At 36.9% G+C, this 23328-nt stretch carries 24 protein-coding genes; 3 read left to right on the forward strand and 21 right to left on the reverse strand.

The window, feature by feature from the left end:
• Positions 1–27: 27 nt before the first annotated feature.
• From accB to bioA, 13 genes are all read right to left on the reverse strand, one after another.
• The gene (accB, locus tag ESZ47_RS05480) at positions 28–489 is read right to left on the reverse strand and encodes an acetyl-CoA carboxylase biotin carboxyl carrier protein (protein WP_148605471.1); all 462 of its coding nucleotides are present in this window, start codon (positions 487–489) and stop codon (positions 28–30) included.
• Positions 490–492: 3 nt separating this feature from the next.
• The gene (gene fabF, locus ESZ47_RS05485) at positions 493–1755 is read right to left on the reverse strand and encodes a beta-ketoacyl-ACP synthase II (protein WP_148605472.1); all 1263 of its coding nucleotides are present in this window, start codon (positions 1753–1755) and stop codon (positions 493–495) included.
• A 119-nt stretch (positions 1756–1874) separates the two neighbouring features.
• A complete protein-coding gene (fabG, locus tag ESZ47_RS05490; RefSeq protein ID WP_148605474.1) occupies positions 1875–2606 on the reverse strand; it encodes a 3-oxoacyl-ACP reductase FabG in 732 nt (243 codons plus the stop codon).
• 1 nt (position 2607) lies between these two features.
• The gene (locus ESZ47_RS05495; RefSeq protein WP_148605476.1) at positions 2608–3546 is read right to left on the reverse strand and encodes an ACP S-malonyltransferase; all 939 of its coding nucleotides are present in this window, start codon (positions 3544–3546) and stop codon (positions 2608–2610) included.
• A 57-nt stretch (positions 3547–3603) separates the two neighbouring features.
• Positions 3604–4569: a nitronate monooxygenase gene (locus ESZ47_RS05500; RefSeq protein ID WP_148605478.1), complete on the reverse strand. Its 966-nt coding sequence runs from the start codon at positions 4567–4569 to the stop codon at positions 3604–3606.
• A gap of 49 nt (positions 4570–4618) precedes the next feature.
• A complete protein-coding gene (locus ESZ47_RS05505) occupies positions 4619–4858 on the reverse strand; it encodes an acyl carrier protein (RefSeq protein ID WP_148605479.1) in 240 nt (79 codons plus the stop codon).
• A 75-nt stretch (positions 4859–4933) separates the two neighbouring features.
• Entirely contained in the window at positions 4934–5905 is a 972-nt protein-coding gene (locus tag ESZ47_RS05510; RefSeq protein ID WP_148605481.1) for a beta-ketoacyl-ACP synthase III, read from the reverse strand.
• 11 nt (positions 5906–5916) lie between these two features.
• Positions 5917–6375 carry a MarR family winged helix-turn-helix transcriptional regulator gene (locus ESZ47_RS05515; RefSeq protein ID WP_148605483.1) on the reverse strand — a complete coding sequence of 153 codons (459 nt, stop codon included), beginning with the start codon at positions 6373–6375 and terminating at the stop codon, positions 5917–5919.
• Entirely contained in the window at positions 6368–6814 is a 447-nt protein-coding gene (gene fabZ / locus ESZ47_RS05520) for a 3-hydroxyacyl-ACP dehydratase FabZ (RefSeq protein WP_148605485.1), read from the reverse strand. The genes ESZ47_RS05515 and fabZ overlap by 8 nt, the downstream gene beginning before the upstream one ends.
• A 134-nt stretch (positions 6815–6948) precedes the next feature.
• Entirely contained in the window at positions 6949–7758 is an 810-nt protein-coding gene (locus tag ESZ47_RS05525) for a metallophosphoesterase (protein ID WP_148605487.1), read from the reverse strand.
• Positions 7759–7927: 169 nt separating this feature from the next.
• Complete coding sequence (gene gap / locus ESZ47_RS05530; protein WP_148605488.1) at positions 7928–8947, reverse strand: type I glyceraldehyde-3-phosphate dehydrogenase; 1020 nt, start codon at positions 8945–8947, stop codon at positions 7928–7930.
• A gap of 196 nt (positions 8948–9143) precedes the next feature.
• Positions 9144–9821 carry a dethiobiotin synthase gene (gene bioD, locus ESZ47_RS05535; RefSeq protein WP_148605490.1) on the reverse strand — a complete coding sequence of 226 codons (678 nt, stop codon included), beginning with the start codon at positions 9819–9821 and terminating at the stop codon, positions 9144–9146.
• Positions 9811–11160: an adenosylmethionine--8-amino-7-oxononanoate transaminase gene (gene bioA / locus ESZ47_RS05540; RefSeq protein ID WP_148605492.1), complete on the reverse strand. Its 1350-nt coding sequence runs from the start codon at positions 11158–11160 to the stop codon at positions 9811–9813. The genes bioD and bioA overlap by 11 nt, the downstream gene beginning before the upstream one ends.
• Before the next feature lie 134 nt (positions 11161–11294).
• Here bioA and ESZ47_RS05545 point away from each other — a divergent pair, with 134 nt between their 5' ends.
• A complete protein-coding gene (locus ESZ47_RS05545) occupies positions 11295–11867 on the forward strand; it encodes a biotin transporter BioY (RefSeq protein ID WP_244307560.1) in 573 nt (190 codons plus the stop codon).
• A gap of 36 nt (positions 11868–11903) precedes the next feature.
• Here the strand turns inward: ESZ47_RS05545 and ESZ47_RS05550 are convergent, their stop codons facing one another.
• Both ESZ47_RS05550 and metG read right to left on the reverse strand, forming a co-directional pair.
• Positions 11904–12887, reverse strand: a complete 984-nt coding sequence (locus ESZ47_RS05550; protein ID WP_148605494.1) for a biotin--[acetyl-CoA-carboxylase] ligase — start codon at positions 12885–12887, stop codon at positions 11904–11906.
• 108 nt (positions 12888–12995) lie between these two features.
• A complete protein-coding gene (gene metG / locus ESZ47_RS05555; protein ID WP_148605496.1) occupies positions 12996–15110 on the reverse strand; it encodes a methionine--tRNA ligase in 2115 nt (704 codons plus the stop codon).
• Between the two features lie 237 nt (positions 15111–15347).
• Between metG and ESZ47_RS05560 the strand changes: the two genes are divergently transcribed.
• Positions 15348–16001, forward strand: a complete 654-nt coding sequence (locus ESZ47_RS05560) for an HD domain-containing protein (protein ID WP_148605498.1) — start codon at positions 15348–15350, stop codon at positions 15999–16001.
• 95 nt (positions 16002–16096) lie between these two features.
• The gene (locus ESZ47_RS05565; protein ID WP_148605500.1) at positions 16097–16972 is read left to right on the forward strand and encodes a DNA/RNA non-specific endonuclease; all 876 of its coding nucleotides are present in this window, start codon (positions 16097–16099) and stop codon (positions 16970–16972) included.
• Positions 16973–17035: 63 nt separating this feature from the next.
• Here the strand turns inward: ESZ47_RS05565 and ESZ47_RS05570 are convergent, their stop codons facing one another.
• The 6 genes from ESZ47_RS05570 to ESZ47_RS05595 all read right to left on the reverse strand — a co-directional run bounded on the left by ESZ47_RS05570 (position 17036) and on the right by ESZ47_RS05595 (position 23271).
• Complete coding sequence (locus ESZ47_RS05570; protein ID WP_148605502.1) at positions 17036–17881, reverse strand: metallophosphoesterase family protein; 846 nt, start codon at positions 17879–17881, stop codon at positions 17036–17038.
• A gap of 1 nt (position 17882) precedes the next feature.
• Positions 17883–18983 (reverse strand): ABC transporter ATP-binding protein, encoded by a 1101-nt coding sequence (locus ESZ47_RS05575; RefSeq protein ID WP_148605504.1) that lies wholly within the window; start codon positions 18981–18983, stop codon positions 17883–17885.
• A 10-nt stretch (positions 18984–18993) separates the two neighbouring features.
• Positions 18994–19812 carry a carbohydrate ABC transporter permease gene (locus tag ESZ47_RS05580; RefSeq protein ID WP_148605506.1) on the reverse strand — a complete coding sequence of 273 codons (819 nt, stop codon included), beginning with the start codon at positions 19810–19812 and terminating at the stop codon, positions 18994–18996.
• Positions 19805–20695: a carbohydrate ABC transporter permease gene (locus tag ESZ47_RS05585; protein WP_148605508.1), complete on the reverse strand. Its 891-nt coding sequence runs from the start codon at positions 20693–20695 to the stop codon at positions 19805–19807. Before ESZ47_RS05585 ends, ESZ47_RS05580 begins: the two co-directional genes overlap by 8 nt.
• Complete coding sequence (locus ESZ47_RS05590; protein ID WP_148605509.1) at positions 20682–21968, reverse strand: ABC transporter substrate-binding protein; 1287 nt, start codon at positions 21966–21968, stop codon at positions 20682–20684. Before ESZ47_RS05590 ends, ESZ47_RS05585 begins: the two co-directional genes overlap by 14 nt.
• A gap of 292 nt (positions 21969–22260) precedes the next feature.
• Positions 22261–23271 carry an NAD(P)/FAD-dependent oxidoreductase gene (locus ESZ47_RS05595; RefSeq protein WP_148605511.1) on the reverse strand — a complete coding sequence of 337 codons (1011 nt, stop codon included), beginning with the start codon at positions 23269–23271 and terminating at the stop codon, positions 22261–22263.
• Positions 23272–23328 lie beyond the last annotated feature (57 nt).

Here is a 23328-nt window from a genome sequence, read left to right on the forward strand (position 1 = left end):
TATCAATACAAACTTTTAAATTATATTTTAATCAGTTGTGATTCTATAAAGTGGCTTATTATAGTCAACAACTTCTTCATTAGAAACGAGTATTTCAGCAACTGTACCATTAGTTTCACTATGGATTTCTGTCATTAGCTTCATCGCTTCAATCACAGCCACGGTTTCACCAACAGCCACTTTGTCACCAACTTGTTTAAACATTGGTGCATCAGGCTTTGGTTGCAAATAAACCGTTCCAACCATCGGTGCAACAATCTCAGTTCCTGATTTAGCGACTTCATCTTCTGCTGGTTGCGCTGGTACTGCAGCTGGATTAATTGTATCAGGGGTAGCAATTGGCGTTTGAACAGGTGTATTAGCAATCGACTCACTTTTATTCTTAGATAAATGCAAACTGAATTCACCATCAACAACTTTAAATTCACGCAAAGAACTATTCTCTAAATCTGCAATTAAGCCACGAATTTCTTCAATATTTAAACTCATTAATTAAACCCCTTCGTGCCATTTCTTAAACACAATTACGGCATTGTGCCCACCGAAACCATAGTTAGCGCTCATTACGTATTCTGGTGCCTGATGCTTATTCTCTTGATTAACTAAATTCACTACCTTAGTGTCTTCATCTTGTTCATCAAGGCCAACATTGACTGGCAATTCACCACGCGTCAATGCGCCAACTGAAATTACCGCTTCAATAGCACCTGCAGCACCAAGCAAATGTCCCGTCATACCCTTTGTTGAAGACACTGGTACTGTATTCTCTCCAAATACGGTAGCAATAGCATGGGCTTCACCTGAATCATTTGCACCCGTAGCCGTTCCGTGCGCATTGATATAAGAAATTTGATTAGCTTCCAAGTTTGCATCATTCAGTGCATCTCGAATAGCACGCGCAGCCCCCTCACCGTCTGGGGATGGTGAAGTCATATGGTAAGCATCAGATGATGCACCATAGCCAACTAATTCAGCAATAATGTTCGCTCCACGATTTTGGGCATGTTCTAAGCTTTCAATAACCAAAATTCCTGAACCTTCACCTAAGACAAACCCATGACGATTTTTATCAAATGGTTTTGAGGCTTGGTTTGGATCTTCTTCCTTTGATAAAGCAGTCAAAGCTGCGAAACCAGCGATCCCAATTTCGTTAACTGTGGCTTCTGATCCACCTGTCAACATAACATCAGCTTTACCTGATTGAATACGCCAGAAAGCTTCCCCAATAGCATTGGTTGCAGATGCACAGGCAGTAACAATTGTTGAGTTAATGCCCTTGGCACCAAAGCGTAATGAAACATTTCCAGAAACCATGTTTGGAATTGATTCGGGGACAAACAGTGGGCTCACACGTTGTGGCCCTTTGTCATGCATTTTAATGACTTGTTCCTGAATAGTTGTTAAACCACCAATTCCATTACCCAAAATAACACCAAAACGAGTTGGATCCGCGACTGTAGTTGGTGCTTCAGCACCTTCTTCTGACTTTAAGCCAGCATTAGTTAAGGCTTGATCGGCAGCATCAATGGCATATTGTGAAAACAAATCCATTTTACGTGCATCGCGCTTTCCAACACGAGCTGCTGGGTCAAACCCATCAACTTGCCCAGCAACGGTAATCCCCGTTTCTGAAGCATCAAACTTAGTAATTGGCTTAATACCAATTTTTTCATTGAAAATACCGTCCATGAAAGACTGTGTATCATTTCCTAATGGCGTTACTGCGCCAAGTCCTGTAATTACTACGCGTGTCATAATATTAAGAGCGTGAACAGACATCAAATAAAAATTCATAGCAACATAAATTTAAATTAAACGACCGCAAACGCATTTCCTTTCTTTATGTTCTGAGTGCATAACATCAACATCACAACCTAGATGTATAAACCGCCATCAATTGTAATTGTTTGTCCAGTAATATAATCATTACCTGCTAAGAATAGAGCCACATCGGCAATTTCTGAAGCTTCACCAAAACGTGATAATGGAATATTTTTCAAAATTTCTTCCTGCGTTTTTTCTGGCAAAGCACCCGTCATATCCGACACAACCATTCCCGGAGCAATAGCATTTACTCTGATATGACGTCGTGAACCTTCTTTAGCAAGCGTTTTAGTCAAGCCAATCAAGCCAGCTTTTGATGCTGCATAGTTTGCCTGCCCCATGTTGCCCATCAAGCCAACAACTGATGCTAGGTTAATAATAACCCCGTGCTTTTGTCGTATCATTTTCTTAAATATAGGTTGTGTCACATTAAACGTACCATTTAAGTTCACATTAACAACCTGTGCAAAATCTGCTGGTGTCATTGCAATGGCGAGTTGATCTTTTGTAATACCCGCATTGTTAATCAATATATCAATGCCTGGAAAATTTTCTTGCTTATATAGCGCTTTTAAACTTGCTTCCGCTGCTTCAGCGTCAGCAATGTCAAATTGTAATGTTTGTGGTTTTGACTTAAATTCTGACAACACTTCCGCATTTATTTCTGAACGTGCGTGTAAAATAACATTTGCTCCTGCTGCATCAAATGCTTTCGCAACTGCTAGACCAATACCTCGTGATGATCCTGTTACTAATACAGTTTTGTTTGTAAAGTCTGCCATATTATACCTCTTCTGCTGTGAGCAATTCTTTTACTTGATTAAAGCTTTCTAAATCTTTAATAGCATACCGGTTCACATCTTTAGGAGCAATTTTTTTAGCGAATTTAATCAACGTGTCTGAAGGTCCTACTTCGATCAATGTATCTACTCCGGCATCTAACATCTTTTGCATCGCTTGTGCAAAATAAGTAGGTGACACAATTTGCTTAGTTAAAGTTTCATGCAACGACGCGATCACGAATGGTTCGCTCGTAGTATTGGAATAAACCGGATAATTCAAATCGGAAAAAGCTTCTTTTTCCAAACGTTCAGATAATTGTACTGCTGCGTCTTTCAATAGTGGCGTATGGAAAGCGCCAGATACCGGTAAATCAATTGTTCGCTTAATTCCCGCATCGGTTAGGGCTACTACCGCATCATCAACATCGGCGGCAATACCACCAATTACTAATTGAGCAAATGTATTATAATTTGCTGGATAAACACGTTTACCTTCAACTTGTAACTTAGCTAAAACATTTTCAATCAATTGTTGATTTTCGCCCATGATTGCAGCCATTTTGCCAGGATTTTCATCTCCAACAGTTTGCATATATCGACCACGGTCTTTAATAATAGCGACTGCTTGCTCAAAGTTCATTGCACCAGCTGCAGTTAACGCTGAATACTCACCCAGACTCAATCCTAAGGCAGCAATTGGTTGTGGCAAAGCATTACCCAAAGCATTTATAATTGCGTTGCTCATTGATAAAATAGCCGGTTGTGCATATTGTGTCTGTGCAATTTTATCAGCATCTTTCGTCAGTTCAGATAAATCATATCCTAAAACCTTAGATGCACGATCTATTGTTGATTTATACTCGGGAAGTGCTTCATACAAATCTGAGCCCATGCCGGCTTGCTGTGCGCCTTGCCCGCTGAACAATAATCCAATTTTCATGTTAAACCCCATATACTATATGTAAATAATAAAACCGAAATTAATCGAATTTTCCACTTACAACGTTGTGTTCTCGATGCCCATCAAATCAGTAGCTTGTGACCAAATATCTGCAAGAATATCTGCAGCTGGTTTTTCGTCCTTAATTAAACCAGAGATTTGACCAGCCATAAATGCGCCACCCTCTTTATCACCTTCTTGAACAGCACGGCGTAGTGTGCCTGATTCAAGTTTCTCTATAGCTGCAGCATCTGGCTTTTCTTTTTGTAATTCGTTCACTTCATTTTTAACAAAAGACTTGGCCATTTTGTTTTTCAAAACTCGCGCACGATTACCCAATAAATTGCCTGTAACAATCGTATCAATGTCTTTGGCCTTAAGTATCTTGGCCTTAAAATTAGGATGAACTTCTGATTCCGTTGCTGTCAAAAATCTTGTCCCCATTTGTGCACCAGAAGCACCCAACATAAAGGCAGCAGCAACACCACGTCCATCACCAATACCTCCGGCTGCAATCACTGGAATATCAACAGCATCAGCCACTTGAGGGACTAGTGCCATCGTAGTCAACATACCGATATGCCCACCAGATTCCATACCCTCAGCGATAACCGCATCAACACCTTTCTTTTCCATCATACGTGCTAATGAAACCGAAGGTACTACAGGCATAACTATAATACCCGCCGCATGTAATTCGTCTAAAAATGGTGAAGGATCTCCGGCACCTGTGGCAACAACTCTAACGCCTTCTTCAATAATTACATCGAATACTTCTCGTATATGACGACTCAAAAGCATTACATTGACACCAAAAGGCTTATCTGTCAACGCTTTTACACGTTGAATTTCTTTACGAACATCATCACCATGCCAATAACCAGTACCGATAAAACCTAGACCACCAGCTTCTGAAATAGCTGCAGCTAAGGCACCTGTTCCAGCCCACGTCATCCCACCTTCAACAATTGGGTATTTCATGCCTAATTTTTCAAAAATAGGGTTCATTGTTTTCACTGTCATGTTCTCATCCTTAAAAATTATATTATGTACGTGACCAAGGTCACCTAAATTATGCTGCTAATTGTTCCTTAATCTTATTAACCAAGTCTTGAACTGTCTTAATATCTTCAGCAACAGCCAACTTGATATCAAAATCATCTTCGACACGGTTCAAAACTTCAAACAAGTCCAATGAATCGGCATCAATATCATTTGTCAAATCAGTTGTTAATGAAACTTCATCATCTTCCAAATCGAATTGATCAACCAAAATTTCCTTTGTCTTGTCAAAAATTTCTGCATCTGTCATGAGTCTTTTTCTCCTAAAATCCGTTATATGTATTTTCGTTAGATTTTTACGGTGCAGCCGACTACACCGATAAACTTATATTTTCCAAATTTGAGCGCCAACAGTTAGCCCACCACCAAATCCTGCAAACGCTATTGTTTGACCAGCATGAATCTGTTTTGATTCTATCAACTCATCTAATAAAATACCAATACTTGCTGCGCTTGTATTACCATTCAAAGCCATATTAATTGGAAATTTAGATAGTGGTTGTCCAAAACGCTTAGCGATTGAGGACACAATACGTGAGTTAGCTTGATGTAACAAATAATAATCTACATCATCTGCAGAAACTTGCGCTTTTTCTAATGCAACTTGTAGTGCTTCCGGTACTTCGCGCGTTGCGAAACTATATACTTCACGTCCATTTTGGTGAAAATAAGGGTCTAATGGACTAATTTCATTTGAAAATGGATTTGTATTAGCAAACTGTCCTGCTACTAAATTATCACCTTTTGCACCAAAAGTTCTTAATTCTTCACCTAGTAGCCCAATATTTTCTTGTGTGCGCTCTACGAGAACGCCAGCAGCGCCATCACCAAACAACACTGCTGTTGTCCGATCTTTCCAGTCAACTAGCTTTGATAATACTTCAGCACCAATAACTATGCCACGCTGATAACGTGTCATTAATAGGCTTGAAGCAATACTCATACCATACACAAATCCGGAACAAGCTGCACTCAAATCAAAAGCGAAAGCATTCGTAGCGCCAATGTTAGCTTGAACAATTGCAGCAGTACTTGGCGACAAGCTATCTGGTGACATTGTGCTAACAATGATAAAATCAATACTTTCTGGTGAAACACCACTTTTGTCTAAAATTTTTTTTGCCACACTACTAGCTAAATCACTAGTATTTTCTGACGTAACGACATTGCGCTGATGAATTCCTGTCCGAGTATAAATCCATTCATCATCAGTCTCCATCATTGTACTGAGTTCTTGGTTTGTCACTTTTCGGTCAGGAATTTGACGTGCTGAAGCAACGATTTTCAATTGTTCCATAATTCCCCTCTTTATTGATTAATTATCTGCGCTAAATAGCTAACCAAATTATGAATCGCTTGTTTAACAATGCTCACGTCTTTTGGTGACATATTTTTTACCAGATTATGTGTTAAATCACGATGAAATTCCTGATGTGCACGATAGACAACACGCCCTTTATGCGTTAATCCTAATCGTACAACACGCCTATCTTTACTAGAACGACGTCGTTCAACGTAGCCTTTTTCAACTAACTTATCTATGGCAGCTGTCATAGAACTAGGTGTCAAGTGGATAATTTTGGCAACTTGCGAAGCACTTTTTTCATCGTACATTGAAATAGCCTCAATTGTGTGCATATCTTTCAATGTTATATCAGAGAAATAGCTGCGTTTTAACGCAGCTTCCTCAATCCACATCACATTGTTAAAAACACCAACAAGCTCAGTATTTATTTGTTCAAAATCAGTTGTAATTGCTTCATTCATCTTTTTCATCTGGTGCCACAACAAACATCAACTCGGCTGATGTAGCTGTTTTACCATCGACTTTGGCTTCAACTAACACACTTCCCATGTTAGCACGTAACTTACCGAATGTGACATGTAACTTCAATACATCGCCTGGTTTAACCATTCTTTTAAACTTAGCATTATCAATTCCCGTCATGTAAGCTGTCTTACCTTGGAATTGTGGTGATGATAAAATCAAAATTGAAGCCGCTTGAGCTAATGATTCAATAATTAGAACGCCTGGCATAACTGGATTTCCAGGGAAGTGTCCTTGAAAAAACTGTTCATTGATTGTCACGTTTTTAACAGCGACGATTGATTCATCTGGTACCATTTCCTCGACGAAATCCATATAAAGAATAGGATAACGATTGGGAATAAGGTCCATAATTTCTGTTGTTGTAAGAACTGGCATTATTGCTTCCTCTTTAAAATACTTTGATAATCGAAATATCTGATAGTCAAAATATTATCATAATTTATTTCGATTGTCAAACTATCTCAAAATTGTAGGACTTTTTTAATAAATAAAAAAACACCTGCCGGTGTTTAAACATCAAGTATAACGAGTCGCTTTTGCCACTCTGTCATAAAATCATCACTTGACCATTCATGAACACGTTCAGTGCTATAGCCAACAGCGGCATTATAGTAAATATTATTACCAAATTTAAGTGGCGCCGGATGTAAATGTAAATGTCCTGTAATTGTTGCAATTGTATAAGATTGGTCTACCGCTTGTCCAATTTTGGGACTACCCAAAAAAGCATTGGCTATATCTAAACGTGTGTTTCCATTAGGGAACCGCTTAATATAATCGGCCCGTGGTACAAAATGCGTAACAACAATTGTTTGTTTATTTCCTGCGGCGATAAGTTGCTTTTGAATTTGCTTCAAATTAATATTGAAGCGTTCTTTATCCGACATTGGTTGTTTAATTCGTCGATCATACCAAAAACTATTTTTAAATCGTTGAATTTCTTGTTCGGGATAATCGTGACCGACAAATCCATAATCGTACCAACCATTATTACCAATTAAGCGCACATTATCAGTCAAATCAATAAATTTATTATGAAAGTATAAATCATCGACATCACTTTCCAACTCTTCATAGGTCACATTTTTACCCATATCATGATTTCCAGCGAGAAAACGAATTGTCATTTTATTTTTAACTAATGATTGCATACCACGCACAAAGGCTAGAGACTGATTAAAATCATTAAACAAATCCCCAGCGATAACATATACGTTAACATTTTTGTTCAACAAATATAGTGCTTGTGCACGCATGGCGCGTTCAACATTAATTTTATTTAAATCAAAATGATTGTCAGATGAAAATGCAATTTTCACAAATAGAACTCCTGTTCGATAATTGAATAAAGTATATCATATTTTTTATCAGAAGTGCCTAGAACATGCGATTTGTTTAAGAATTGTTTGCCTTCTATTGGAAAATATACATAATAGTACCTCTTAAATAAAAAAACACGACTAAACGTGTTTTTCCAAATACTATATTTTACAAAGTAGCAAAGTGCAACAATGTACGGATCATGTTTGAAGTGAAACCGTATTCGTTATCGTACCATGCGGCAACCTTAACTAATTGTTGTCCTTCACCAGAAACAACTTCAGTTTGTGTTGGATCGAAGACTGTACCGTGTGTATCATTGATGATATCAGTTGATACCAAACCATCACCATTGTAACCAAATGAATCTGATTCGTACTTCTTCATAGCTGCGTTAACTTCTTCAACTGTAACGTCCTTCTTCAAGACTGCAGTCAATTCAGTGATTGAACCATCAGGAACAGGAACACGGATAGCTGAACCAGTCAACTTACCATCCAATGAAGGAACAACCATTCCGATAGCCTTAGCGGCACCAGATGAATGTGGCAATGAGTTTGAAGCTGCATCGCGGTTAGCTTGACGCTTTGCAAACTTAGCTGACTTAGGACCATCTTGCAAGCTTTGTGAAGCTGTGTAGGCATGGACTGTCAACATCAAACCAGTCTTAACACCGAATTCTTGTTCCAATACGTTAGCGATTGGAGCCAATGATTGCGTTGTGCATGAACCAGCAGAAACGATCTTGTCGTCTGCAGTCAAGATGTCTTGGTTAACACCGTAGACAACTGTAGGAACTGCACCGGCTGGAGCTGAAACCAATACCTTCTTAGCACCTGCATCCAAGTGAGCTTGTGACTTTTCTGCTGATGTATAGAAACCAGTAGCTTCCAATACGTAATCAACCCCATCATTAGCAACCCACTTTAAGTCAGCAGCGTTACGTTCTGAGTAAACAGCATAGTGCTTACCGTTAACGATAATACCTGTATCATCTGATGAAACATCAGCGTGCAAAGTACCGTGAATTGAGTCATACTTAAGCAAATATGCCAACATATCAGGGCTTGTCAAATCGTTGATAGCAACAACTTCAATATCTGAAGCCTTGTCTGACAACTCAAGAATACGACGGAAGGCCAAGCGACCAATGCGTCCAAATCCGTTAATACCAATCTTAACAGTCATGTGTTTTAGATCCTCCAAAAATTTTTGACTTTAGTCAACACCATTATTATAGCACAAAGTGCAGTTTTGAGCGAATGTACCTATTCAATATAATAGTTTGTTTTTTCCTAACATAGGTGCAGATAGTGCACTTATTATTCTCAAAATTTGTAATATATTTTCTTATTTAATCTAATTCTTTATTATGATCAAAAAATCACATTACTGGTTTTAAATTTAAATACTTTTCTAAAAGTATCGCTGTTGGACTTTGATGATTTATCCACGGTAATTCACCAATTATCGGGACATTTGTCATCTCTTTTAATAGTGCTAAATTAGTATCTTCTACCGTCCCTCTATGTTTGGCACCATTAAAGATAATTCCTGCTATCTTGAGATGATGGTTTCTAGCAAATTCGATGGTTAGTATAATATGATTAATCACACCTAGTTTGTTTGGTGCAACAATAATCAACGGTAACTTCAATTCACGTGCCAAATCCGTCACAGTAAAATTATCCCCATAAGGAACTGTAATGCCGCCCGCTCCTTCAACAAGCATACCGTTGTGTTTTTGAGCTAATATATTATATTTTTTTAGTACATCATCTAATGTATAGTTTGTTTTTGCACGCTTTTGAGCTAAGGCTGGTGCTAGTGCTTCATCCCATTGAAAAGGATTAATTTCTTCTAAACTATCCTTAACATTTGCACTGTCTTTCAAAATATAGGCATCACTACTAGTATCTTCTCTACGTGCGCCACTCATCAAAGGTTTAAAGACACCAATATCTTGATTGTGCTTATTAAAATAACTTGCCAGCACAGCTGTTACAAAAGTTTTACCAATTTCAGTATCCGTTCCTGTAATAAAATACCCTTTATTCTTCATGATTCATTTCTTCCATGACATGATAAATACCTTCTTTAATGATAGCAATCATTTGCCTTATTTCTTCTTTTGTTGAAATCAAAGGCGGTAAGAAAGCAATCGTGTCCCCTAATGGTCTTGTGAGTAAACCAAGTTTTCGCATGATTAATGTTGCTCGCCAAGCTACCCTTAAATTAGCATCATAAGCTTGCCGTTCTTTTTTATTTTTAACTAATTCAATGCCGACCATATACCCCACCTGTCGTATGTCACCAACAATTTTCAAATCATACAATTGCTGTAATTCATTACGCATAAATAATGTATTTTCTGTCACATTATCAAGAATATTATATTTTTCATACAACTCTAAGTTTTTCAAAGCCACCGCACAACCTAATTGATTTCCAGTGTAAGAATGTCCATGAAATAATGTTTTCATTTCATCGTAATCATCATAAAAGGCTTGATAGATTGTCTCAGATACCATAGTAATAGCTAATGGTAAATACCCCCCTGTCAACATTTTCCCAGCAGCCAAAATATCAGGAACAACATTCTCATGCGTACATGCCAAAATCTTACCTGTTCGGCCAAAACCAACTGCTACTTCGTCAGCAATCATTAAAATATTATATTTTGAACAAAGTTCACGGACACCACTTAAGAATCCAATTGGCATATCAATCATTCCAGCGGCTCCTTGCATTAAAGGCTCAATCGTCAGCCCGCAAATTTCATCATGATGTACTCGAAGAATGTTTTCTAATTTTTCTAAACAATCTTGCTTCGTTTTCTTTGCGTCATGTGACTCATGATGATAAACATTCGGATAAGGCGCAACGAAATTTTGGAACAGTAAAGGTTCATAAATCTTATGATAAATGTCAATATCACCAACACTCATAGCCCCAATCGTATCACCATGATAACCATTTTGCATGGTAATAAATCTTTTTTTAGTTGTTATACCCGTATTTAACCAATACTGAAAAGCAATTTTCATAGCAATTTCCATTGCTGTCGCTCCACTGTCAGAATAAAAAACACGATCCAATCCAGTGGGCGTTAACTGCACCAATTTGTCCGCTAATTTAATAGCAGGAATGTTAGCCATCCCTAAAGTTGATGAATGCGCAATTTGATCTAATTGGTCAATAATTGCTTGATTCAATTCATTATTATGATGCCCCAATGCATTTAACCAAACCGATGAATTAGCGTCAAAGTATTCATTACCGTCCGTGTCACGTAATTTGAGCCCCTGACCACTTTCAATTACCATCGGTTCTTCATCATAAACTTTCATTTGTGTAAATGGTAGCCATAATACTTCTTGACTGCGTTTCTTATAATCCATACTTCCCTCCATTTCTGTTACCCTTTTTATATAAAAAGGGTAACACATTTGACAAGAAAATGCATTTATAGTAAATTATATTTGTCATCCATTTTAATAAAAAAAGGTAACATCTAATATTGAAAGGATTCTATATGATGTATCAACCAATGAACGCTAGAATAAATACACAAACTATGTGTAAAATCGGAATTTACTTTGCTTTATTAGTGGTTTCTTCCAAAGTAGCTATTCCAATTCCATTCTACGACTACATTTCGCTGCAAACGGCTTTTATCTTTTTAGTCTACCCTATCCTTGGGGCTAAGTATGGCTCGTGGTTAACCTTCTTGTACCTCGTATCTGGACTACTAGGGTTACCCATATTTGCATCCGGTGGTGGACCAAGCTATATTTTCAAGACAACGTTTGGTTTTTTAATTGCTTTTACGTTGATGCCATTTTTTGCTGCTCTCGTTAGAAAGAGCAACAAGTTATTTAGCCACCATCGATTTCTAAATACTTTGTTAAGTAACTATGTCTGTTTGATCATAGTTCATTTAATTGGTTTTGCATACAAATGTTTTATTATTAAGTTTTATATAGGTGACATAATTAACGTGACTGGTATATTAGGTATTACTAGTTTACTTGATTTTTTAATTGATGTTGGTCTCATCTTTTTTGTCACCTTATCGGAGCTACAAATCATCAAAAGAATCCACTAAAAAAGCAACTACCGTCTGTGTAGTTGCTTTTTATATCTAACCTTGATAACTATTATTCGGTAGCAATAATTTAGTAATTTCACCAGAATTAATCCGTTCTATTCCCTGCTTTGTATCAAGCACTAAGCAACCATCATCATCTATTTCTTTAATGGTACCTATTAGATTTATCTGACCACGCTTCAACTCCACTTCTTGTCCAACACCAACCACCTTTTTACGATACTCCGGTATGTAACGGCCATCCTGATAGTCCTGGTACATGTCAAAAAAATGATTAATCAAAGAGCCAATGGCTTCATTTCTTGATACAGTCATTTTATCAGTAAGTGCCCCCGCTTTTTGAACGATTTCTTCCGGAAATCCACCGTCAGGTGTGGCAAGATTCATCCCAATACCTACAGCCAACGATGAAAATTGCTGACTTTCAAAATCTGTAATAGCTTCTGTCAAAATACCGCCAACTTTCCTATTGTTGTACAATAAGTCATTAACCCACTTAAATTGAATATCTATATCAAATACTTCTTTAATCATTTTTGACGTTGCTACTGCAGTGCTAGTGGTTAACCGACCTGGATTCACTGTTGTCTCTACAGGTAATGGCAAAGCAAAGGTGACATACATACCTGTGTTTTTCGGTGAAAAAAACTTTCTTCCTAAACGACCAATTCCAGCTGACATACTTTCACTAACAATAACTGTATTTTTAGTAATTTCACCAGAAGACAGCTTCTCCCTAGCATATACATTAGTAGAATCGATTGTATCAAACACTCTCAAATCCACATCAGATTTTAAATACTTTTTAATACCAATCGCAGAAACTTTAGCGCCCTCTGCATATCGATATCCCTGCCCACGAACGCTCTCGATGACATGTCCCTGAGACTCAAGCTTTTTAACAGATTTCCATATCGAAGTTCGTGTAATTCCCAACTGTTTTGCAATTGCTTCACCAGAAACCCAATCACCTGATTTATTAATTAACAAAACCAACAGTTTATCAGCTGTACTCATAACTTTCCTCCGCGATTATCAAAGTGTTTACCTTATAGTTAATTTTAGTTAACCATTGTACTTTCGTCAAATCAAATAAAAAAAGCAACCATGAAAGTTGCTTTTTTATTATTCAATTCCTGACCCCGGTTCAATTGAATCTGGCAATATCGTTACAGTAACAATATCGTTCTTCTCGGCAGACAAAATCATTCCCTCAGAAAGTTCACCAGCCATTTTTCGTGGTTTCATATTAGCAACAATAGCAACCGTCTTACCCACCAAAGCAGCAGGGTCTGAATACCATTTACGAATACCCGACAAAATTTGACGTGGCTTCCCTGATCCATCATCAAGCGTAAACTTTAATAATTTTTCAGATTTAGGAACAAATTCTCCAGCCGTAATTTTGGCGGCTAAAATTTGCACCTTATCAAAATCATCATAAGTTATTAACTCTTTAGTTGACTCATCGTCAGTTTTAGCAGCTTCTTTAGCAGCTTCTTTGACGGCACGACCCTTTCCCTTAGTATCTTTTGATACCAAACCAGAAATAAAGGCCACTTCTTCTTCAACATCTTGACGTGGGAAAATTGGTTTTCCCTTCTTCACAACATTACCGCCCGTTGGTAGTTTGCTAAACGTCAATCCGGCAATAGCAACACCCTTGTCTGAATAATCTAAGCCAAGCTGAGCAAAAATCTCCTTTGGTGCTTGCGTCAATACTGGCTGTAACAATACCGCTACAACACGTAACGCACCAGCCAGATGAGCCATTACACTAGATAGAACATCTTTTTCGTTTTCATCTTTTGCCAAAACCCATGGTTGCGTTTCATCAATATACTTATTGGCCCGACGAATAACTTTCCAAACATCTTCAAGCGCATCAGCTGTACGCAATTCCTTAAAGTTTTTATTGTATCCAACGATCGCATCTTCAACTGTCCGGACTAAATCTTCATCAAAAGCCGTTTTTCCTGTATGCAGTTCCGGAATAACACCACCAACATATTTGTTAATCATAGCAACTGTTCGATTGAGCAAGTTACCTAAATCGTTAGCTAAATCATAGTTCACACGTGCCACGAAATCTTCAGGTGTGAATACACCATCATTACCAAATGGCATTGAACGTAACAAATAATAGCGAACAGCATCTAGCCCATAACGTTCTTCAAGCACTTCAGGATAAATTACATTACCCTTTGATTTAGACATTTTACCGTCTTTCATCACAAGCCAACCGTGCCCCACCACTGATTTAGGCAATTCTAACCCCAAAGCATGAAGCATAATTGGCCAATAAATAGTATGGAAACGAACGATTTCTTTTCCAACTAGTTGAACATTTGCAGGCCAAAACTTGTCAAATAATTCTGTATTATCAGAGTTGTAGCCCAATGCTGTAATATAGTTAGCTAAGGCATCAATCCAAACATAGATAACATGCTTTTCATCCCCAGGTACTGAAATACCCCAATTAAATGATGTCCGCGTTACTGCCAAGTCTTCCAACCCTGGCGCAATGAAGTTATTAATCATTTCGTTCATACGTGCTTCTGGTTGAATGAATTCCGGATGTGTCTTGTAATAGTCCAATAACCAATCAGCATACTTACTCATCTTGAAGAAATAAGCCTCTTCTTTAACAAGTTCTACTTCGTGTCCTGATGGTGCTTTACCACCAATTACTTTTCCGGCATCATCACGATAAACTTCGGCTAATTGAGACTCTGTGAAATATTCTTCATCAGAAACAGAGTACCAACCTTCGTACTCCCCCTTATAAATATCACCGTTTTCAAGTAATTGCGTAAATATCTTGGCAACTGCTTTTTCATGACGATCTTCAGTCGTACGAATAAAGTCATCGTAGGAAATATCCATAAGTTGCCACAAATCTTTAATTTGCTTGGCCATGCCATCTAGATATTCTATCTCTGATACACCAGAAGCCTCTGCTTTTTGTTGAATTTTAAGCCCATGTTCGTCTGTTCCAGTCAAGAAATACACATCTTCACCTAACAAACGATGATAGCGTGCTGCTGCGTCAGCAAGTACAGTTGTATAAGTATTTCCTAGTTGAAGCTTTCCAGATGGGTAATAAATCGGTGTTGTTATGTAAAAAGTTTTATCTTTTTTTACTGAAAATTGCTGTTCTGCTTTTGAAAACTTGTCATAAATGACAGCCGAATCAGTGTGATTTCCAGTGTTAAACAAAATATTATTTGGTTCTGACATATGAGTCTTCCTCTTTCTTTAAAACGCCCGACTTTGTCGTTCTTTTGAGCGTGTCTTTTACCGTATGAGGTAAAGTTATATTAAAATAATTATAACCAAAATTAATAGGTTTTCATAGAGAGTAATGTTGATTTTTTAAGGTTTTATGTGGAATTCGATAATTTTTGGACTTAAAGATGCTAGTATAGTTTAAACTTATTAATATAGAATCAAAATAAAGTTGAAGGAATATGAATAATGGAAAAAATAACATTAATTGAGCATTACATGAAAAACATACTTAACCAAGACAAAACTGGACATAGCGTTGATCACGTTGAGCGTACTTTAGCTCTGGCAAATAAAATTCTTGTTCAGGAAGACAAAGCCGATTCATTTATAGTACGTGCTACTGTTCTTTTACATGATGTGTATGATGATAAGTTATACGAAACAGATGACGAAGTACTTGCTGCAAAAAATCAAACGATTTCATTTTTATTATCAATAGGCGTTGAACCGGAATCTATCGATGAGATAATTTACATTATAGATAACATGTCCTGGTCTAAATCTCTTGATGGGGCTAAACAGCTGACACTAAATGGACAAATCGTGCAAGATGCTGATCGATTAGAAGCAATGGGCGCTATTGCCATTACCCGAGCCATTACCTATGGCGTCGTTAAGAATCGCATACTCTATGATCCAACGATTCCGCCACGTATCGCTAGAGATAAAACAGAATACAGAAATGATAAGAGTACCACAATTAATCATTTTTATGAAAAACTATTGCGTATTCAAGATAAACTAAACACAGATACCGCTCGTCAAATATCTCACAGTCGGCAACAATTTATGTTGTCATTTTTAGAACAATTCAAATCCGAATGGCAGCTGGAACGCTAGTTTTCTGTCTTTCTGTCATGAGACACGCTTGAATATTTTATAAATACAAAGATATCCATACATGTTATGATATAAAGACTGAAAGAGAGAGAAATATGGCACGAAAACGCACCTATAGACGTAAAGGTAAAGCTAATTCACAAAACAAAGTACTGTCCCTCATTATTTTAATTTTTGTTGCTGGATTTTATCTTTGGCAAAATTATCAACCCACAAATACTACCAAAGAACCCATACATACTACAGTCACTGCTAAATCTGATCAAGCACTATTAGCCTTGCAATGGGATGGCACACTAGATGGTGATATTGTTCATGTCAATGATAACAAGGCAACTTTTACAGACCAAGAAATGAAAGATACTTTTCCTAGTCAAGCATCTAAACTAAATCCTGTGGATGGTCTGAGCCTTTCATCCCTAGATTCACTGGGCCGTTCTCAGCAAGCTAATTTTATTGCTAGTCAAACAGCAATATCTAAAGTAACCAAACGTCCTGACCGTATTCCTTATGATGTCCGTCCATCTGGTTGGTTTATTAACGACCAATATGATGGCACAAAGTGGTCCGGCGGCTACCATGATAATCCTAACGTAAAACTAGGCAACGGTAAACAAGCTCTCTGGAATAAATCACACATTGTTGGCTATCAATTCTTTGGATTACCCACAATGGTGACAGAAAATATGATTACTGGTACACGTGTTGAAAATGCTTATCCAGGACAATTAGTACCAGAAAATGACATTCGAAACGCTATCAACAACAATCCTAAAATTACCATACGTGCACAAGTAACACCGCTTTATAATGATAATGAACGCTTGGCTCGTGGTGTACATTACATGGCAAAATCTATCGAAGACAATGGTAAAACTTTGAATCTAAATTATTGGATTTTCAATGTTCAACCAGGGATTCAAATTGACTATGCTACTGGAAAAGCTACTGTCCTTGATTCCGCTAAGTAAAATAGAGATGACCTAATCGAGTCATCTCTATTTTTTTGGTTGCGCTGACTTGATTTAACGGGCTTATTTGGTAAAAGTAGCAGAATTAATAAAGTCTATTTTTTCTACTGTCAATTTTTTGACGATTTTTTGACCGCAATAAAGGTAACGATTTTCTATCCCAAGCTCGGCATCATCTGAGAGCGTAATAATATTATAGCTAATGACATCACTGACATAATGTTGATGATGTTTTCGACAATCAATGTGATAGGCTGTTGAATCACTGACACTATTTAAAATAGAATCCGTTAAATAGGTCGTTGAAAAATGAATGTGTCCAGAAAATATTCCTTTAACGTTAAAATTTTTACATAGATTCAACAACTCTGAACCATTTTGTAAAATACTGAATCTCATATTCGTTAGCGAAGCGCCAGAAATTGGATGGTGCATAAAAATCAATGCTGGTGTATTGGGATTCTGGGACAAATTATTAGAAAGCCAAGTTAACTGATTTTGATCAAGATATCCTTGCTCCAAGTTTTCAAATGTTGTATCCAAAAAATAGTTGTCTGTTTCATTGATATGCTTTTTGTAATAATATTTTTGTTTTGCCGGTTCTGACAAGTAACCAGAATAGAAAGCTTTCGTACGATCATGGTTACCCAAAACCACATAAATTGGTATCAATAATTCGTTTTCTTGTTGTGCAAGCATTTCTTTTAAGTGAGCATAATCGGATGCCTGACCCTCATGTATCAAATCGCCAGTAATAACTACATAATTAGGTTTATTGTCCATTTTCTGAACATCTTCAAAAACCCGCTGTAATTTTTTATACGGATTTAATTCTTGGTTAAATGAAGGTTCTCTACCCAATGGTGTTAGGTGTGTATCTGAAATATGAATAATTGTTTGTTTTGTCATGTTAATTCTCTAAACTGTATTCAATATTTTGTTTTGTTTGCTGATTAAATAATAATATTTTTTTATCTACCAGTGTTGCATAAACGTTGTCTTCGATTACAAATTGATTGTTAGTTGTTGTTGCTTTAATCAGTTGACCATTAGCGATAATTAACATCAACTCTTGGTAACGACCATAGTCGACAATTTTATCAACAATAACCGGAATAGAGGCCGCATTTTGTGGCTGTTCAGAAACGTGAATATTTTCTGGCCGAATACCAATATAAATATTTCCCGATATTAGACCTAACTTGTTGAGACGTGAATAATCAGCAATTAGAGAGTACCCAGCAAAATATACTTGTCCATCAATAATTTCTCCCGTCAATGTGTTAATTTGCGGAACACCCACAAATTCCGCTACGAACAAGTTAATTGGATTGTTGTAAATATTGTTAGGCGTATCAATCATTTGGATAACACCATTATTCATGATTGCAATACGATCTCCTAACGACATCGCTTCTAGCTGATCATGTGTCACATAAACAATAGTTTGGTGACTTGTATCATGCATACTTTTAATTTCATCACGAGCTTTTTCACGCAACTGAACATCAATATTTGACAATGGTTCGTCTAAAAGAAAGATGTTGCTTTTTTTGACCATGCCTCTACCTAAAGCCACACGTTGCTTTTGCCCACCTGACAATTGTCCGGGTAGTCGATCTTGGTATGCTGTTAAATTTAACATATTTAAAACTTTATTGAGGCGTGTCTGCCGTTCTCTTTTTGGTACTTTGTGGACTTTCAAAGCATATTCCAAGTTCTGATAAACTGTCATGTTAGGATATAGCGCATAATCTTGAAACACCATTGCAAAATTATTGGCAAAATAACTATCTTGCTTGATGTCTTGACCATTAATTAATATTTCGCCACTATTAGCTTTTTCTAGACCAGCTATCAATCTTAACATTGTTGATTTTCCACACCCGGAAGGTCCTAATAATACAAGAAATTCCCCTTCATTTATTTGTAAGTTCATCTCATCAATGACAGTCGTTTTTTTAAATTTTTTGGTCACATTATTTAGTTGAATAGCCTGACGAGCTGACATAGTTATCTCCTCATTTTAATCCAGAACTGCTAATACTATTTAAAATATATCTTTGGAATACTAAGTAGATTAACAGTGGCACCATAATAGTGATTGTCGACAAAGCCATCGCCAATGGAAAATTAGTCCCACCTTCATTAGATATGTAATTTTGTAGCGCCAAAGGTAATGTAAAACTATTTTTATCTTTCAAAATTAACGTTGGCCAAACATACTCATTCCATGAGTTAATAAAAAATATTGCACCTATACTGATAATACTTGGACGAATAATTGGCATAATAACATCTCTTAAGGCTTTGTGAGCGGGTATGCGGTCAACTTGCAACGTCTCTGTCAAACTAACAGGGATTTTATCCATTGCGCTAAGAAAAAGCATAATACCTGTGGCATCAGCTAATTGAGGTAAAGCAACACCGAAAGCCGTGTTCAACAAATTTATTTTTGAAATAACCAAATAATTTGGAATCATGACAACTGTAAAAGGAACAAAAATTGTCGACACAAAGATTAAATATAACCATTTTTTACCAGTAAACGAAAAATACTTAAAAGCATAAGCTGACAACAGACCAGTAATAATTTTCCCCAGTGTAACCAAAGTTGCCATGAAAAAAGTGTTCCAAATAATAGTCAACAAGTGCACCTGCTTTGCGAGCGTTTGGTAGTTGACCAAGGTGATTCTACTTGGCATAATTTGCAACATTGAATGATACGAATCTTGTAGCGTTTTAAATGAATTGGAAATCATAAATACAACGGGTAACAAGAGCATCAATGACAAGAGCATTAACAATAGGTGCCACGCACTAATTTTCGATTTAGGCATAATTATTCGATTTTCCTTCCACGAATTTCATTTCAGCATAAAGCAACACTAGAAAAATAATGAACGTGAGCATCGCTAACGCCGAAGCATTACCCGTTTTGTAAAGTACGAATGCATTCAAATAAGTATGATACAAAATATTTGAAGATCCGTAGTACGGTCCACCTTGTGTAATAACACTAATAGGTGTAAAAACAAATTGTAGACCTTGTACGATTGTAAGAATTAAAACATATAACGCAATGCTTTTGTTTAACGGTAAAACAATATTCCAAATAACACGCCATTTTGGAATACGATCAATTTTTGTAGCATCAATTAAATTTTTGGGAATCGCACCTAATCCTGTCAATAGTAGAACAAAATTATAGCCAAATACCTTCCAATTTGTAATCAAGCAAATAATCACAATTGCCATACCACCTGAATTTGTCCAATTTGGAAGTGAGAACCCTACCATTTTCATGACAATTGCTAGTGGACCAGAAACTGGGTTCATAATCCAGGAGAATAACATTGCTCCGACTACTAGGGAAAAAATGCTTGGAATAAAGAAAATGACTTTGTAGGGACCCTTCATTTTTCCAATGAAGAACTGAACAACAATGGCAATGAAATACGGTAAAATAAAGTTCAAAGCTAGCAACAATACAATATAAAATACTGTATTTAATAATACTTTGCGATTCACAGAATCAGTGAATATGGTGATATAGTTCTCTAATCCAACAAACTTTTTGGTTGGTGCAATCAAATTCCAGTCAAAAAAACTCAAGTAAAATGTGTAAATAATGGGAATAACCATAAAAATAAACAATATAGCTACTGTTGGCAAAAGATAAACAGTTACCAACAGTTTTCTTTTATGATCATTGTTGTGCATTTATTTTTTCCTGTGCATCTTTTAAAGTTGACTTAACGTCACTACCTGATAAAATTTTATCTCGTGCGTCAATCATTGTTTGCTCAGCATCCAAACCACTTTTCGGAAATGACGTCCATGCAACTGCGGTGGTTAACTGACTACTAGCTGGTTTGAGCATTGGATTCTCCGTCAAGTAAGATTTGAAAGCCTCAGACTTCAATGCACTCTTAGTTGGTGGCAAATACCCAGTTCCTTTGCTCCAAGTAACCAATGAATTATTTGTATACATATACTTTTCAAAAGTCCATGCAGCTTTTTGCTGTGTTATTGAGCGCGCTGTGATAGTAAGCATCGATCCGCCAACAGGGACAACTGACTTATGTCCTTCAAAATGTGGTGCAACACTTGCCGCAACATCAAAATTAACACTTTGCTTAATGTGCGATGCTTGCGCTACAGTCGTGTAAGCGATAGCGACATTGCCATTAACAAAATCATCAACGCCTTGTGCCCATGGCGTATGTAATGCAGTCTTATCTTTGTTTACCATATCTTGATAGAATTGATAAGCCTTTACACCCGCTGAACTAGCAAAAGATGCTTTACCTTTTTTTTCAATACTGCCACCATTACTTAGAATCAAAGACTGCTGCGCCCACGTATCACCTGGTTCTTGAATGTAAAGGCCGTAATTACCGCTAGCTTCTTTGATTTTTTTAGCTGCTGCGCTAACGCCTTCCCATGTGCTTAAAGTCTGTGGATCAACACCATATTTACTCAACATCGTCTTGTTATAATACAGAACTGGTGTGCTCAGAGAGTATGGTAAGCCAACAAGATTTCTTTTATCATCTTCGGCAAAAGACAATGTATGTTTTGTAAATGTTGTGTTTATAAATGATTTTTTGGTATCAAATTTTTTTTGAGCATTGGCTGGTGCTAAGTATTTGAAATTATCAGCAAAATAGTTTGTATATGCCCAACCAATCTGCACGACGTCAGGCACTTTTCCCGAAGCTTGTGCAGACTGTAAATTTTGCATCAACCCTTGATACATGTTTGGATTGTATTTTGCCGTAACCTTAATATATTTATGCGTTCTATTAAAATCTTTAACAAGAGTCTCTACGGATTGTCCTCCCTGCGTTTGTGCATTAACATGCCAGTAAGAAATTTTAACAACTTTTTTGTTGCTACGACTAGCACTTGCCTTAGTTAAAGCACTGTAACCAAGAGCCACTACAGAAACCGAAGTGGCAACTACTATCCAAATTGCTTTCTTCATCTCCATTTGTATTCTCCCCTTCTCGATAACCAAAGCATAACACGATATTTTTTTGATTTGTTCTGAAGACTGTATGTATAAAGTAAACCTTTTGTATTGTTATCTTCAGGATTCAAATTAATTATACTGTTCTACCTATCCATCACGTTTTTACCCCTTATCCAAACGATCTTTATCAAGAGTTAGATAATTAAAATTATGATTTATTTACTGATGATTTTTGTGAAACTACTATTTTACTGAAAATAAAAAAGGCTTATCAACAATTTGTTAATAAACCTAAAATTTAATTTTAATCTTATTTCAATTGCCTATCTTCAACCACAATGGAACTAGAATGCCCTGGCCCACGACGATTAGGATCAAAAAATTTTATCGCCGCGTTAACTGCGGTCGGTGCTTCTCCAAATCCAACAGCTATCAAGTCAGCTTTCCCATCATAAAAACTCGCATCCCCAATAGCAAACACACCTGGCACAGTTGTTTGCAAATTTTGATTGACACTAAATTCTTGGTTATTGTGTCCAGGTTGCACTGCCCAAGATTGTACGGTTTTATTTTCGGAAATAAAACCGTAGTTAATAATTAAGTCATCGACAATTATTTCATTGACCACTGTCTCGTCCTTAACTTGTGCTAAGATAATTTTCAATTTTCCATCATCTTGTTTAGTAACATTCATCACTTTCTTTGGTGTTTCTTTTACCACTGACGATTCATCTAACAATTTCACACTCTGTTCCATTGCACGAAATTGATTACGCCGATGAATAAGTGTGGTAGAATGTGTCAATTCATTTAACATCGTTGCCATGTCAACAGCTGAATCGCCACCACCGGCAATAGCAACATCATGCTGGTCAAAATAATGTTTATTTGGCACAAAGTAGTGCACACCCTGTCCAACTAATTCATTAACATTATTTCCCTGCATTTTTCTTGGCTCAAATGCGCCCTTACCTGTAGCTATAATAACCGTTTTAGCTTGAAAGGTTTGCTTATAGTTTATTTCTACTGTGAATAAACCATCTGTTTTCGTTAAGTTAGTCACAGTAGCGGACGTCTTCACTTCTATAGGAAATAACTGCATTTGCTCTGTTAATGAATCAATTAATTCCGACCCCTTTACACCAACAAATCCCGCAACATCCAGTATTTTTTTTTCAGGATACAGCGAAGTGACTTGACCACCTAATGTAGCTAAGCTCTCTACTAAAACAGCCTTTGTATCTCGCAAACCAGCGTAAAATGCTGTAAACATACCAATTGGTCCGCCGCCGATGATTGCGATATCATACATTTCTGTCATTTTATATTCTCCGATTCTACATTGTTACAAAATTGAGTTTCGTCCGTTATAATGAAT

This window comes from Leuconostoc litchii, from assembly GCF_008107645.1.
Lineage (GTDB): Bacteria > Bacillota > Bacilli > Lactobacillales > Lactobacillaceae > Leuconostoc > Leuconostoc litchii.

Excerpts from the sequence above, each read along its gene's own strand:
- accB (WP_148605471.1), bottom strand. The coding sequence starts at position 489 with ATGAGTTTAAATATTGAAGAAATTCGTGGCTTAATTGCAGATTTAGAG.
- fabF (WP_148605472.1), bottom strand. The coding sequence starts at position 1,755 with ATGACACGCGTAGTAATTACAGGACTTGGCGCAGTAACGCCATTAGGA.
- fabG (WP_148605474.1), bottom strand. The coding sequence starts at position 2,606 with ATGGCAGACTTTACAAACAAAACTGTATTAGTAACAGGATCATCACGA.
- ESZ47_RS05495 (WP_148605476.1), bottom strand. The coding sequence starts at position 3,546 with ATGAAAATTGGATTATTGTTCAGCGGGCAAGGCGCACAGCAAGCCGGC.
- ESZ47_RS05500 (WP_148605478.1), bottom strand. The coding sequence starts at position 4,569 with ATGACAGTGAAAACAATGAACCCTATTTTTGAAAAATTAGGCATGAAA.
- ESZ47_RS05505 (WP_148605479.1), bottom strand. The coding sequence starts at position 4,858 with ATGACAGATGCAGAAATTTTTGACAAGACAAAGGAAATTTTGGTTGAT.
- ESZ47_RS05510 (WP_148605481.1), bottom strand. The coding sequence starts at position 5,905 with ATGGAACAATTGAAAATCGTTGCTTCAGCACGTCAAATTCCTGACCGA.
- ESZ47_RS05515 (WP_148605483.1), bottom strand. The coding sequence starts at position 6,375 with ATGAATGAAGCAATTACAACTGATTTTGAACAAATAAATACTGAGCTT.
- fabZ (WP_148605485.1), bottom strand. The coding sequence starts at position 6,814 with ATGCCAGTTCTTACAACAACAGAAATTATGGACCTTATTCCCAATCGT.
- gap (WP_148605488.1), bottom strand. The coding sequence starts at position 8,947 with ATGACTGTTAAGATTGGTATTAACGGATTTGGACGCATTGGTCGCTTG.
- bioD (WP_148605490.1), bottom strand. The coding sequence starts at position 9,821 with ATGAAGAATAAAGGGTATTTTATTACAGGAACGGATACTGAAATTGGT.
- bioA (WP_148605492.1), bottom strand. The coding sequence starts at position 11,160 with ATGGATTATAAGAAACGCAGTCAAGAAGTATTATGGCTACCATTTACA.
- ESZ47_RS05545 (WP_244307560.1), top strand. The coding sequence starts at position 11,295 with ATGATGTATCAACCAATGAACGCTAGAATAAATACACAAACTATGTGT.
- ESZ47_RS05550 (WP_148605494.1), bottom strand. The coding sequence starts at position 12,887 with ATGAGTACAGCTGATAAACTGTTGGTTTTGTTAATTAATAAATCAGGT.
- metG (WP_148605496.1), bottom strand. The coding sequence starts at position 15,110 with ATGTCAGAACCAAATAATATTTTGTTTAACACTGGAAATCACACTGAT.
- ESZ47_RS05560 (WP_148605498.1), top strand. The coding sequence starts at position 15,348 with ATGGAAAAAATAACATTAATTGAGCATTACATGAAAAACATACTTAAC.
- ESZ47_RS05565 (WP_148605500.1), top strand. The coding sequence starts at position 16,097 with ATGGCACGAAAACGCACCTATAGACGTAAAGGTAAAGCTAATTCACAA.
- ESZ47_RS05570 (WP_148605502.1), bottom strand. The coding sequence starts at position 17,881 with ATGACAAAACAAACAATTATTCATATTTCAGATACACACCTAACACCA.
- ESZ47_RS05575 (WP_148605504.1), bottom strand. The coding sequence starts at position 18,983 with ATGTCAGCTCGTCAGGCTATTCAACTAAATAATGTGACCAAAAAATTT.
- ESZ47_RS05580 (WP_148605506.1), bottom strand. The coding sequence starts at position 19,812 with ATGCCTAAATCGAAAATTAGTGCGTGGCACCTATTGTTAATGCTCTTG.
- ESZ47_RS05585 (WP_148605508.1), bottom strand. The coding sequence starts at position 20,695 with ATGCACAACAATGATCATAAAAGAAAACTGTTGGTAACTGTTTATCTT.
- ESZ47_RS05590 (WP_148605509.1), bottom strand. The coding sequence starts at position 21,968 with ATGGAGATGAAGAAAGCAATTTGGATAGTAGTTGCCACTTCGGTTTCT.
- ESZ47_RS05595 (WP_148605511.1), bottom strand. The coding sequence starts at position 23,271 with ATGACAGAAATGTATGATATCGCAATCATCGGCGGCGGACCAATTGGT.